The organism is Myroides sp. LJL116 (assembly GCF_054871685.1).
The window spans coordinates 176384-189600 of record NZ_JBTXLR010000002.1 but is presented as its reverse complement, the minus strand read 5'-3'; the positions used below and the strand labels follow the sequence as shown (position 1 = coordinate 189600).

Genomic DNA, 13217 nt, shown 5'->3' with positions numbered 1-13217 from the left:
AAAACCTTCTTAAAAGAAGGTTTTTTATTTTTATTTATTCACTGTTTGAATATACTTTTCTAATGCCATAGTCATAGATGGTGTTCCAGGAGCTGGCGCCATAATATCAACACGTAAGTCGTGATCTAAGGCTTCTTTTTGCGTTGTAGTACCAAATACAGCTATGCGTGTATTATCTTGGCTAAAATCAGGGAAGTTCTTAAATAAAGACTTGATACCTGTTGGGCTAAAGAAAGCTAATACATCATATTTAACGTCTGCTAAATCGGATAAGTCACTCATTACTGTACGGTAGAATGTACCCGGAGTCCAGTTTACCTTTAAATCGTTTAATGTAGCTGGTACATCGTGATTCAATTGGTCAGAAGCTGGTAAAAGAAATTTTTCATCTTTATACTTCTTAATTAAAGGAGCTAAATCAACGAAGTCTTTCTGACCCACATAAATCTTTCTTTTTCTATATACAACATATTTCTGTAAGTAATATGCTACAGCTTCTGATTGACAGAAATACTTAAGTGACTCAGGTACTTTGTATCTCATTTCATCAGCAACTCTAAAGAAGTGATCTACAGAGTTTTTACTGGTTAGAATTATGGCTGTATAATTATTTAAATCAATTTTTTGATGTCTGACTTCCTTGGCTTCAACACCTTCAACATGTATAAAAGGTCTAAAGTCGATCTTTACTTTGTACTTTTGCTCAAGCTCAAAATAAGGAGAATTCTCCACTTTAGGGGCTGGTTGAGAAACCAAAATTGTTTTCACTTTCATAGTTATGTATCTTATTTATGCTCGAAAATTTTTAAACCAAAAATACAGCAAAAAATAGGGAGCTATTTCAAGGGTGCAAAGATACAAAATAAAATAGAACAACTTATTTAATATTATTTTTTGGTATGTTTTTATAAAAATTATATATAGTAATATATTGGTAATCACTATAATGCCTAGCAAGGTGTTTAGTAGTAATTTATTGGTTATATTGTTGTAAAATAATAGGATGTCGATACAAAGTAGAACTACACCGAAATAATTCCTATATGTGGCTTTTTGTAAATTAAGGGCATCAGCAAATTCTTCAATTTCAAAAGAGTTTGCTATTATTTTTTCTAGGAGATATTTTCCTATTACAAAAAAAGCAAGGAAATTCAAGATTTGAATAAATGAAATAAGGTCTAAGCCTTGGATTACGCCATAGCTTTGTAAGCAAATTTGAATGAAGAAAGCTAAGGCTATAAATTGTATAAAAATAAAAGAAAGTGTAAAACTGTTTCTAATATTTGTATTGTCTTTATAGATTTTTAAATACTTATCGGAAATAACCAAACGAGTAAATTCTGCAAAGCGTATTCCGAAAACATTTTTATTAATAGCTATAATGGAGAATCCAATAAAGAAGAGTAGTGTCGCCCAATCTTTATTATATGTAATACGTTCTATTAAAATTAAATTCTCCATAATGAATACAAAATTAAGAATTTTTTGCGATGTAATGAGTTTGTCTATTATTTAAGTTATAACTTTATCCAAAAAGGTTACTTTTGTAAACAAATTCAACAAAGATGCACTTAGGATTAGTCATTATTCCGACCTTTAATGAAGTAGATAATATCTCTCTGATTATTGAAGCTGTGTTTAGCTTGCCGCAGAAATTCGACATTCTAATAGTGGATGACAATTCTCCTGATGGTACTGCTCAAGTGGTAGAAAAGCTTCAAGAAAAATATAAAGGCCAATTATTTTTAGAAGTTAGACAAGAAAAATCTGGTTTAGGAACAGCTTATGTTCACGGATTTAAATGGGCTTTAGATAGAGGGTATGATTTTGTATGTGAGATGGATGCTGATTTTTCACATGACCCAAAAGATTTACCTAAATTATTTGAGGCATGTAGAAAAACTAAAGGTATTGCAATAGGATCTCGTTATGTAACAGGTGTTAATGTTGTGAACTGGCCTTTAAGTAGAGTGCTACTATCCTATGGAGCCTCTATGTATGTGAGGTGGATTACTGGGATGAATGTTAGAGATACTACTGCTGGTTTTGTTTGCTATCCTAGGGAAGTTTTAGAGAATATTGATTTAGAAAAAATACGCTTTGTAGGTTATGCTTTTCAAATTGAAATGAAGTACAGAGTCTTTGTAAAGAAATATCCTATTACTGAAGTGCCAATTATATTTACAGATAGGACAAGAGGAACCTCTAAAATGTCTAAAGGGATAATTAAAGAGGCTATTTTTGGAGTTGTTAATTTACGTATTCGAAAACTACTAAACACATTATAATGGTTAATTACCTAATTAAAAACGGAAAGATTGTTAATGAAGGCATTATTTTCGAAGCTGATATTTTAATAAAAGATGGAATTATTCAAGAGATTTCTAAGGAATTAGAAGTGGATTTTCCTGTAGAAATTATCGATGCAAAAGGTAAATTTGTTTTGCCTGGTATGATCGATGATCAAGTTCACTTTAGAGAACCAGGTTTAACCCATAAAGGAAATATTGCATCTGAATCTCAAGCTGCAGTTGCTGGTGGAATCACTTCCTTTATTGAACAACCAAACACAGTACCCAATGCAGTTACACAGGAGCTTTTGGAGCAAAAATATCAGATAGCTGCCCAAAGTAGTGTTGCCAACTATTCTTTTATGATGGGAGGTACTAATGATAACTTAGAAGAAGTTTTAAAAACGAATCCTCGAAATGTTGCAGGTATAAAATTGTTTTTAGGATCTTCAACTGGTAATATGTTAGTGGACAATCAAGAGGTATTAGAAAAGATTTTTTCTAGTACATCAATGCTTATTGCTGTGCATGCAGAAGATGAAGCTACTATTAAAGCTAATTTAGAAAAGCATCTTAAAGAGTATGGGCAAGATATCCCAGTGGAATGTCATCCTATTATTCGAAGTGAGGAAGCTTGTTATTTATCCTCTTCTACAGCAATTAAGTTAGCTAAGAAAACAGGGGCTAGATTACACGTTTTTCACGTATCAACAGCTAAGGAAACTGAACTTTTCGATAATACGCTTCCATTAAAAGATAAGAAAATTACAGCGGAAGTTTGTGTACACCATTTATGGTTTACTTCCGAAGATTATAAAGAAAAGGGTAATTTTATTAAGTGGAATCCTGCAGTAAAAACCCAAAAGGACAAAGAAGGTTTATGGAAAGCACTTTTAGAGGATAAAATTGATGTGATAGCTACAGATCATGCTCCTCATACCTTAGAGGAAAAGAGTAAACCTTATTTAGAGGCTCCCTCAGGTGGACCTTTAGTTCAACATGCTCTAACTGCTTTGTTTGAGTGTTATAAAGGTGGAAAGATTTCTTTAGAGAAATTAGTGGAGAAAACAGCTCATAATCCTGCAATTATTTTTCAAATTGAAAATAGAGGATTTATTAAAAAGGGCTATCATGCGGATATTGTGATTATTGACCCAGAGAATAACTGGACAGTGAATAGATCTAATGTATTATCTAAATGTGGATGGTCTCCTTTTGAAGGACAAGAGTTTACTAGTGCAGTTAGTAAAACTTTTGTAAATGGAAATTTAGTATATGATAAAGGCCAAGTTTTAAACCAGGTTAAAGGACAAAGATTATTGTTTAAGCGCTAAAAATGCATAAGAATGAAGAGAGTTATTTTATTTTTATTGGTAATGGTTTTTGTTGGCTGTCAACAAACAGCTAAAAAACCAGAGAATCTTATTGAAAAAAATAAGTTCGAGGAAATATTATATGATATTTCTTTGTTTTACTCCGTAAAGGGGCTCAATAGTTATAGTAAAGATTCAAATGATCGTTTGGATTTACAATCTGTTTTGAAAAAGCATGGACTAGATAGTCTTACTTTTACCCAAAGTAATCGTTATTATATTGGACTACATGATGGAACTTATAAGCAAATGCAAAGTAATGTTTTAAAGCGTATTGAAAAACAAAAGGCAATTGTTGATTCTCTATATAATCTAAGTTTAAATCAGCAAACCCAATTGGATACTGCACCTGTACTTGATTCAATTGAGAAACCTCTTAAATAAATAACTAAGCAATAGACAGTATTTCTATTATATAAAATTAAAGGCCCCGTTTTAAAACGGGGCCTTTAATTTTATATGTTATTTCTGTAGCATGTGAATAGGTAAACTAACTATTTGTTTTTGAAGTAATCTACTACTAAGGGCAAATATTGGGTGTAATCCGTTAACTTTCTATGCAGGAACTTTTCTATTTTGTCACTATTGAAAATACTAATTGAATTTGCTGACCTTGCCATATCTCTAGTGAAAGATCTTTTTGATTTAGTTACAGCGCAAAATGCAGCATCTAAGCTATAGGCAATAGAACAAAGAAACTTACCTGCCTTGATTTTTGCTATTTTTTTATTACCGAGCTGCATACTGATGTAGTTCAGTAGGTCCTTATAAGAAATAGTATTAGAAACTAAAGTATAGCGTTGGTTGTAAATAGGACTTTGCATTAGTTGAATCATGCTATCTACCACGTCTTTTACATAAACAATTCCAGTACTTCCTTTTGTGTAAAAAGGTACTCCTTTTTTTATTTTCTGAATCATATCTGCACATGGACCCCATTGGAAGCCATCTGCAAAAATAATTCCTGGATTAACAATAATAACTTTTAGATTCTCTTGTGACCCTCTCCAAACTTCCATTTCTGCACCATATTTAGAAATAGAATAATAGCTTTTATTAGTTTCTGGGTTCCAAGGTGTCTTTTCATCAATAGCAATACAGGATTCAATAGGTTGTCCAAGGGCTGCAATAGAGCTTACATGACAGAACTTATCTAGTTTAAAGTCAATAGCTAAATTGACTAGATTAGCTGTTCCTTGAATATTAATCTGTCTCATTTTTTCTTGATCCTTAGGGTCAAAAGATACTAAAGCAGCACAGTGATAAACTTGTTTTACTCCTTCAAAGGCATGCTCCAAAGCAATGATATCTGTTAAATCTGCCTCAACCCAGTGAATCTTATCCCATAAGTCCAATTTGTTTTTGTAGTGGAAAAGAGATTTTGTTTTTTTTAGACTTTTGGGACTACGATAAGTAGCACGAATTTCGTTGCCTTGTTCTAATAATTGTAGGGCTAAATGTGCTCCAAGTAAACCAGTAGCACCAGTTAGTAGGATCATAAGTGTGGTATAAAAAAGTTACTTAGTACAAAGTAAGACAAAGTCATGCAAAATACAGGGAATTTCCATTTATTTTTCACTTAATCTTTTTTCAAATACTTTTTTGGATGGTTTTTGGTAAACCAAAGGTAATTTTATTTCAAAAGCTTACCTTTTGCACTATATTTGCTAAAATTTATTTAAATGAAAAATTTTATTGAAGAAGTGACTTGGAGAGGAATGCTCCACGATGTTATGCCAGGCACTGAAGAACATTTGTTGGAGCAGATGCGTATGGCGTATGTGGGTATTGACCCAACAGCGGATTCATTGCATATTGGACATTTAGTAAGTGTAATGCTTTTAAAACACTTTCAATTAGCAGGACATAAACCTTATGCTTTAATTGGAGGTGCTACTGGTATGGTTGGAGATCCTTCAGGGAAATCAAACGAGAGAAACTTATTAGATGAAAAGACTCTTGCTCATAATCAACAAGCAATCAAAAATCAACTAAGCCGTTTTTTAGATTTTAATTCAGGAGAAGAAAATGCTGCAGTTTTAGTGAATAACTATGATTGGATGAAAGACTTTTCTTTTTTGGAGTTTATCCGTACAGTAGGTAAGCATATTACAGTGAACTACATGATGGCAAAAGATTCTGTGAAAAAACGCTTAAATGGAGAATTCCAAGATGGTATGTCTTTTACTGAATTTTGTTATCAATTACTTCAAGGATATGACTTTTTACATCTTTATGAAAAAGAAGGATTAACTCTTCAAATGGGAGGGTCTGATCAGTGGGGTAATATTACTACAGGTACAGAATTAGTTCGTAGAATTGCTTCGGGGAAAGCTTATGCTTTAACTTGTCCTTTGATTACTAAAGCGGATGGTACTAAATTTGGAAAAACAGAGGGAGGGAATATTTGGCTTTCTGCAGAATATACTTCACCTTATAAATTTTACCAATATTGGGTAAACGTTTCGGATCAAGATGCAGAAAGATTTATCAAAATATTTACTTTCATCTCTAAGGAAGAAATCGAAGCATTAATTAAAGAGCATGAACAAGCACCTCATTTACGTGTTTTACAGAAGCGTTTAGCTAATGAAATCACTATCATGGTTCATGGTCAAGAACAACTTGATAATGCTGTGAAAGCATCAGGTATCTTATTTGGTAACTCTTCAAAAGAAGACTTACAGCAATTAGATGGAAAAACTTTCTTAGAAATTTTTGAAGGTGTTCCTCAAGCTGTAGTTCAAAGAGAAGATATTGAAAATGGTCTTGGTATTGTTGAAGCTTTAGTGGAAAAAAGTTCTTTTTTACCTTCTAATGGTGAAGCTAGACGTTCTTTAGTTGCAAATTCTATCTCAGTTAATAGACAAAAAGTTACTGAGGAATATGTAATAAATACCACTGATTTAATTAACAATGAATTTGTTTTATTACAAAAAGGAAAGAAAAATTATTTTATTTTACAGGTAAAATAGAGTATATAATCTCTTTTTTCTAGTTATAGAGTACAAAAAAGCTACTAATCAATAGATTAGTAGCTTTTTTTATTTAATAGAAATATACCATGTATGCGGTATATCATATTAAGATATATGATTGTATATTTGCTTTATATGTAGGAATGGATAGCCGTTTTTTATTTTGAATTATTGTTATTGTTTAGGCTATCCTATTTCTACATTACTAGTATCATTATATTATACTCGATAAAATTTATTATTATGTTTAAATCAACAGCATTAGTATCTTTCTATGGTTTTACAGCAAACATGACTCTTTCTTGTGGCTGTATGCGCTGTTGTATGTAATGATTTAGCCTACCCTTTTAATCCTTGTCCCTCAAGGATTGTTTTATTAGAAATTTCTAACCCAATTTATTAACCTAATTATTAATCTTTATCAAGCACCTAAGTGTTTTGGTGCACAATTGTATTTATGCAAAAATTTCTACTTTTTTTATTAACAGTCTTTAGTGCCACGACTGTTTTGGCACAAAGCAGAACCATAACAGGTGTTGTTTATGATGACACTGGAGCACTACCAGGAGTAAGTGTTTTATTGGTGGGCACCGATCATGGAGCTATGACTGATTTTGATGGTAAATTCTCAATTTCAGTAGAGGATAGCAGTGTTTTATTATTCTCTTATATAGGCTACCTAGACCAGAGAATTACCGTTGGCACAAAACAAGTTTTAGAAGTTCATCTAAAAGAGGATTTACAAACTTTAGAAGAGGTTGTAATTCAAGTGCCTTATGGAACTGCTAATCGTAAAACCTATACAGGGTCGGTTGGAGTTGTATCTGGAGCAAATATTGAAAAAGCCCAAGTAAGTAATGTTTCTAAGGCTTTAGAAGGAAGTGTTGCAGGTCTTCAAAGTTTCTCCTCTAGTGGACAACCAGGATCTGAGGCAACTATTCGTATTCGTGGAATTGGTTCAATTAATGCAGCTAGTGATCCTTTATTTGTAGTGGATGGTGTGCCTTATGAAGGTGGTTTATCTGCTATATCTGCATCAGATATTGAATCTATCTCTGTTTTAAAAGACGCTACTGCTGCAACTTTATACGGTTCTCGTGCTGCAAACGGGGTAATTATGATTACTACCAAGCAGGGGCTAAGGAATACGGATGCTGTGATAGATGTAACTTTTAAACAAGGTTTTTCAGATCGTGCACGTAAAGATTATACCCAAGTAAGTACAAATCAATATATGGAACTTCAATGGGAGGCTCTACGAAATGGAAGATTAGATAGTAATTCAGGCTCAATGCTTGAAGCAAACGAATATGCTACTCGAAATTTAATTGGTGCAATAGGAATAAATCCTTATGGGTTAGACAATCCTAATCCAGTTGGTCTTGATGGTAAATTAAAAGCAGGTTTGAATCCACTTTGGAATGCAAACTGGGAAGATGCTTTAACACAGAATGCTTCTTATACTGATCTTAATCTACGTATTAGTGGTGGTGGAAAGAATTCGAGATATTATGTGTCTGGTGGTTTTTTAAATGATCAAGGATATGTTTTAGAATCTGGCTTTAAAAGATTTAATTTGAGATCTAATATTGTTATAGATGCTAAAGATTGGTTAGAAGTAGGTGTGAACGTTTCTGCATCTCACTCTATTCAAGATTACCCAAAACAAGATGATAGTACTTTAAGTAACGTTATTCTAACTGCTAGAAGTTTACCAGGTTTTTATCCTATTTACCAACGTAACTTAACTACGGGAGAATACCTTATTGACCCTTCTACAGGTCAACGTATGTTTGATTTTGGAGCTTACCGTACTAGTTCTTATGCGAAGTACAATTTAGTAGCTTCTTTACCACATGACAAGAATCAGTATATGCGTGATGTAGCAACATTTCGTACCTATGCTCAAATTCTTTTAAGAGACAACTTAAAGTTTAGAACATCTTTGAATGTGGATTACAATAGTACAAATACTCATAATGTTGCTAACCCTGATTTAGGGCCTTCACAAGAATATGGAGGAAGTGTATTAAGAGAGAATAATCGTACTGTGAGCTTAACATATAATAATGTTTTAAATTATAACCTAGATTTAAATGACAACTCTACTTTAGCTTTAATGGCTGGTCAGGAATATTTTCATCGCGATTCGAATTTCTTCGGAGGGGTTCGTGAACAAATTATCGCTATGGGATTTGAAGAACCAGATGCTGCTTCTCGTTTAGTTAGCTTTTATGGTAAGGCAGATGCTTATAGAATGTTGAGTTTCTTTGGAAATGCACAATACTCTTATGATGGGAAGTATTTCTTATCTGCTTCTTATCGTGCTGATGGTTCATCTCGTTTTGAAAAAGGTAACCGTTGGGGATCTTTCTGGTCTGTAGGAGCTTCTTGGAGATTAGATGAAGAGCAATTCCTAAGTGCTGCTAAGGATACATTCTTAAATAACTTACTTTTTAAAGCAAGTTATGGAGGGCAAGGAAATGATAATATTGGTTTATATGCTTATCAAGGACTTTATGCTATTCAAAATAACTTAGGAGAGTCTGGTTTAATTCCTTCAAGGCTACCAACACCTAATTTATCTTGGGAAACTAACTTAAACTTAAACATTGGGGTTGATTTTGCCATGTTTGACTATCGTTTAAATGGTTCTGTGGAGTATTTTGAGAGACAAAGTAAAGATTTATTATTTGCTAGAAACTTAGCTCCTTCTATGGGATATACTTCTACAGATGTAAACATTGGAGGAATTAAAAACTATGGTTGGGAATTTTCTTTAGATGGTTACCCAATCCGTACTGAGGACTGGAAACTTCATGTAGGTTTAAATTTAACTGCATATAAAAACAAAATTACTTCTTTGCCAAGTGATGAGATGTGGAAAGGAAATAAGCTTTGGACAAAAGGTGGGTCTATTTACGACTTTTACTTAATGGAATGGGCTGGTGTTAATCCTTCAAACGGAAATGCACAATGGTATATACAAAATAGCGATGGTAGTAAAACTATTACAGAGGATTATAGCCAGTTAAAAGTAAAAGATAGAGTATATAAAGGAAGTGCCTTACCAGATGTTTCTGGTGGATTCTTTACTAATGTACATTATAAATCTTTCCAATTATCTGCCAACTTTGTTTACGTGATTGGAGGAAAAATCTACAATAGAGATAAACTTTCTTTATACAGACAAAGTGCTGCTGGAAATACTTGGAGTATTGACATGATGGATCGTTGGACACCTGAAAATCCTGATGCGGATGTTGCTAGGCTAACAAGTAATCCTAAGAGTAATTGGACGCAAGAATCGGATCGATTCTTAGTAGATAGAACTTTCTTAAAGTTAAAGAACCTTACTTTTTCTTATGACTTACCAAAGAGTTTGCTAAGTAAAGCTAAGATTAATTCGGCATCTGTTTTTATGCAAGCAGAGAACCTATTCACTTTGACAAAGGAGCAAGGATTGGATCCTGAGCAAACTTTTGATGGTGTGACTTATTATAGATATCCTGCAATGAGAACAATCTCTGTAGGTGTTAATGTGAAATTTTAAGAGCCAAGAAAGATGAAAATTAAATTAATAAAATATATAGCAGCAGTTATTGTTGCCTCTACTACATTAACCGGATGTGATTTAGAGACTTCTCCTACCAATGCAGTTTCAAACACTGAAGTTTTTAAAACAGCAAGTGGTGGAGAAAAAGTTTTAGTTGGTACATGGGGAAATTTAATGGAGTCCTTTAGTACATATGCTAATCCTGGTTATGGTGCTTTTTTAAGAACCAATGATGCAATGGGTAGTGATGTAGTTGTGAATCTAAAATATGGTTTTACAGGTCAATATGCCTTTAATACTTTATACTCAAAAGGAGGAACTAATACTTTTAGCTGGAATTTAACCTATCGTACTATTAATAGTGTGAATAATGTTATTGCTAATGTTCCACAAAGTGAAGGAGATATAAATTATAAGCAACGTATTTTAGGACAGGCATATGCCTTTAGAGGGTTTATGTATTTGCATTTAGCCTCTAGTTATGGTTTTGCAGTAGATTTCGATCCGAACAAATTAATTGCTCCGATTTATACAGAGCCAACTGGACCAGAAACAGAAGGTCAGCCTGCTTCTTCGGTTATACAAGTTTATAATCAAGCTTTAAGTGATTTAGAGCAAGCTCTAGAACTTATATCAAGTGATTATATACGTGATTCTAAATATAAATTCGATCGTTCTGTTGTATTAGGACTTTTATCTCGTGCTAATTTATATGCCCAAAATTGGGATAAAGCAGTGGAATACTCTCAAGAGTTATTAAACGAGCAAGCTACTAGTATTTTAATGAATGAAGCCCAGTATAAAAGCGGATTTAGTGATGTAAGTAATCCAGAGTGGATTTGGGGTCATCCACAGACAGCTGAACAAAATGGAGCTTCTTATCAGTTTAATTACTTAGATGTAACAAGTCAGCAGAGTTATTACTTTAGCTTTAATGCTGATCCTTATTTCGCTGATTTATTTGATCAAGACGATTATCGTAAGTCAATGATGTATTGGGCGCCTGATCCAAGTATACTTAAACCAGAAAATGGTACCACAGCTTACTTTAGATATGCTAAATTTAAATTTAAAGGTGCTCAAGTAGCGGATATCGTTCTAATGCGTAATTCCGAGATTTATTTAATCAATGCAGAAGCGAACGCTCATTTGCAAAATAGTGCTCAAGCACTTGAATCTTTAAATGCTTTAAAGAGAGCAAGAGGAGCTAAGGAAATCTCTCAGTTATCTGGTAAAGATTTACTAGAGCAAATATGGATTGAGAGAAGAAAAGAGCTATTTGGAGAAGGATTTGCTTTAGTTGATATTATTAGAAATCAACAAAGTGTAGTTAGAAAAGACTTCCCTCAAACAGACCTTATTCCTTATACTTATAAAGTAATGAATGATGATGGCCAAATAACTGAGGCAACAGTAGGTCTTTTACCTCAGGGGCATAGGATTTTAAATTTCCCTGATAAATCTAGCTTTGTACCTAATAGCGACTATTATTTGTATCGCATTCCAGAGATTGAAGAATTAGAGAATAAAAATTTATTCCCTCAAGCAAAAAAATAGAGAAGTAAAAATAGCCAGAGAAATCAATCTCTGGCTATTTTATTTTATATAGGTTAAGATATTTTAAAAAATAAATAATTATATCTTTGTTATTAAAATTGAAATTATGCATCATATAGCAATAGTTGAGCACCAAGACTTTAGTAAGTATGCAATTATAAAACTATTAGAAGAGTGTTGTAGAAAGCCCATTAAATGCCATGATGTAACCAGTATGCAGGAATTAAAGTTGTTTTTAAATAAATATAAAAACAGTAGCATTATAATAGATGGACAGAGTTATCAAATGGAGTCGCAAAAGGAACATTTATTGTTTTTAAAACAAGAATATGTACATTGTAATTGGTTGTTTATTTTTGATAACATATCAGGAGGTTGGTTAAAAAGATTGATGCAGGTGAATTGGCCAGATTTGTCTATTCTTTTAAAAGATGATTCTTTAGAAGTACTTTGTAAAGGCCTTGGTGAATTCCTACATGGTAGAACGTATTTATCTGATCAAGTGTGTGACATTTTAAAGGAGCAAGAAAATGCCTTTTTTAAAGTCGAACAGGTACTTACTCAAGTAGAGAGAGAAGTTTTACGTGAAATAGCATCAGGTAAGACTAACAAAGAAATTGCTCAAGATAGAAGTATTAGTATACATACTGTAGTGACCCATCGTAAAAATATTTTTAAGAAATTAGAAGTGAATAATGTCTACGATGCCAGTAGGTATGCTATTCGTGCAGGAATATTCACAGTGAATGATTACTATATTTAATCTTCATTATCTATATAAAACAAAAAGAGTTTTGAACTAGTTCAAAACTCTTTTTGTTTTATAAGCTTTTTTAAAAAAAGGATTAGCCTTGATTTTTAAAAATTTCTTTATTGATTTCATCGATGTATTCCAATACTTCGTCACGACCTATTTTATCAGTAGATGAGGTAACAAAGTGCTTTGGCATTTCTTCCCAATTATCAGCAAGCATTTTCTTTCTGTAGTCAGCAACTAAAGAATGTACTTTTTGTTTCCCAACTTTATCTGCTTTTGTGAATATAATACAAAAAGGAATTTCATTCTCTCCTAAGTATTGCATAAACTCTAAATCTACTTTTTGAGCTTCATGACGAATGTCAATTAAAACAAAGGCACAAACAAGTTGAGGTCTTAATTCGAAATAATCGGTAATGAATTGTTGAAAGGTTGCTTTAGTCTTTTTACTAACTTTAGCGTATCCATATCCTGGTAAATCTACTAAAAACCAATTTGAATTGATTTTAAAGTGATTTATTAATTGTGTTTTTCCTGGTCTTGAAGATGTTTTAGCTAAATATTTTTGATTAGTTAGCATATTGATCAACGAAGACTTTCCTACATTAGATCTTCCAATAAATGCGTATTCTGGTAAAGGCTCATTAGGGCATTTACTTACTTCGGAATTACTAATTACAAATTCAGCTGTATTTATTTTCATGA

Annotated in this window: 11 protein-coding genes; 7 read left to right on the top strand and 4 right to left on the bottom strand. The window is 32.6% G+C overall.

The window, feature by feature from the left end; translation table 11 throughout:
- Positions 1 to 30: 30 nt before the first annotated feature.
- Positions 31 to 774, bottom strand: a complete 744-nt coding sequence (locus ACYSNM_RS02945) for a uroporphyrinogen-III synthase (protein ID WP_461755548.1) — start codon at positions 772 to 774, stop codon at positions 31 to 33.
- Between the two features lie 15 nt (positions 775 to 789).
- Positions 790 to 1461: a DUF4271 domain-containing protein gene (locus ACYSNM_RS02940; protein WP_461753509.1), complete on the bottom strand. Its 672-nt coding sequence runs from the start codon at positions 1459 to 1461 to the stop codon at positions 790 to 792.
- A 104-nt stretch (positions 1462 to 1565) separates the two neighbouring features.
- Here ACYSNM_RS02940 and ACYSNM_RS02935 point away from each other — a divergent pair, with 104 nt between their 5' ends.
- The 3 genes from ACYSNM_RS02935 to ACYSNM_RS02925 are packed head-to-tail and all read left to right on the top strand — an operon-like array spanning position 1566 to position 4048.
- Positions 1566 to 2288, top strand: a complete 723-nt coding sequence (locus tag ACYSNM_RS02935) for a polyprenol monophosphomannose synthase (protein ID WP_461755547.1) — start codon at positions 1566 to 1568, stop codon at positions 2286 to 2288.
- Positions 2288 to 3625, top strand: coding sequence for a dihydroorotase (locus ACYSNM_RS02930; RefSeq protein ID WP_461755546.1), 1338 nt, complete (start codon positions 2288 to 2290; stop codon positions 3623 to 3625). Before ACYSNM_RS02935 ends, ACYSNM_RS02930 begins: the two co-directional genes overlap by 1 nt.
- Before the next feature lie 12 nt (positions 3626 to 3637).
- Positions 3638 to 4048, top strand: coding sequence for a DUF4296 domain-containing protein (locus ACYSNM_RS02925; RefSeq protein WP_461755545.1), 411 nt, complete (start codon positions 3638 to 3640; stop codon positions 4046 to 4048).
- A gap of 110 nt (positions 4049 to 4158) precedes the next feature.
- Here the strand turns inward: ACYSNM_RS02925 and ACYSNM_RS02920 are convergent, their stop codons facing one another.
- The gene (locus tag ACYSNM_RS02920; protein WP_461755544.1) at positions 4159 to 5163 is read right to left on the bottom strand and encodes an NAD-dependent epimerase/dehydratase family protein; all 1005 of its coding nucleotides are present in this window, start codon (positions 5161 to 5163) and stop codon (positions 4159 to 4161) included.
- A 183-nt stretch (positions 5164 to 5346) separates the two neighbouring features.
- On the opposite strand from ACYSNM_RS02920, the gene tyrS reads away from it, so the two are divergent.
- From tyrS to ACYSNM_RS02900, 4 genes are all read left to right on the top strand, one after another.
- Positions 5347 to 6639, top strand: a complete 1293-nt coding sequence (gene tyrS, locus ACYSNM_RS02915) for a tyrosine--tRNA ligase (protein ID WP_461755543.1) — start codon at positions 5347 to 5349, stop codon at positions 6637 to 6639.
- A gap of 460 nt (positions 6640 to 7099) precedes the next feature.
- Positions 7100 to 10195 (top strand): SusC/RagA family TonB-linked outer membrane protein, encoded by a 3096-nt coding sequence (locus ACYSNM_RS02910; RefSeq protein ID WP_461755542.1) that lies wholly within the window; start codon positions 7100 to 7102, stop codon positions 10193 to 10195.
- 12 nt (positions 10196 to 10207) lie between these two features.
- Entirely contained in the window at positions 10208 to 11755 is a 1548-nt protein-coding gene (locus ACYSNM_RS02905) for a RagB/SusD family nutrient uptake outer membrane protein (protein WP_461755541.1), read from the top strand.
- A gap of 106 nt (positions 11756 to 11861) precedes the next feature.
- The gene (locus ACYSNM_RS02900) at positions 11862 to 12518 is read left to right on the top strand and encodes a response regulator transcription factor (protein WP_461755540.1); all 657 of its coding nucleotides are present in this window, start codon (positions 11862 to 11864) and stop codon (positions 12516 to 12518) included.
- 82 nt (positions 12519 to 12600) lie between these two features.
- Here the strand turns inward: ACYSNM_RS02900 and yihA are convergent, their stop codons facing one another.
- The gene (gene yihA / locus ACYSNM_RS02895; RefSeq protein ID WP_461753500.1) at positions 12601 to 13215 is read right to left on the bottom strand and encodes a ribosome biogenesis GTP-binding protein YihA/YsxC; all 615 of its coding nucleotides are present in this window, start codon (positions 13213 to 13215) and stop codon (positions 12601 to 12603) included.
- Positions 13216 to 13217 lie beyond the last annotated feature (2 nt).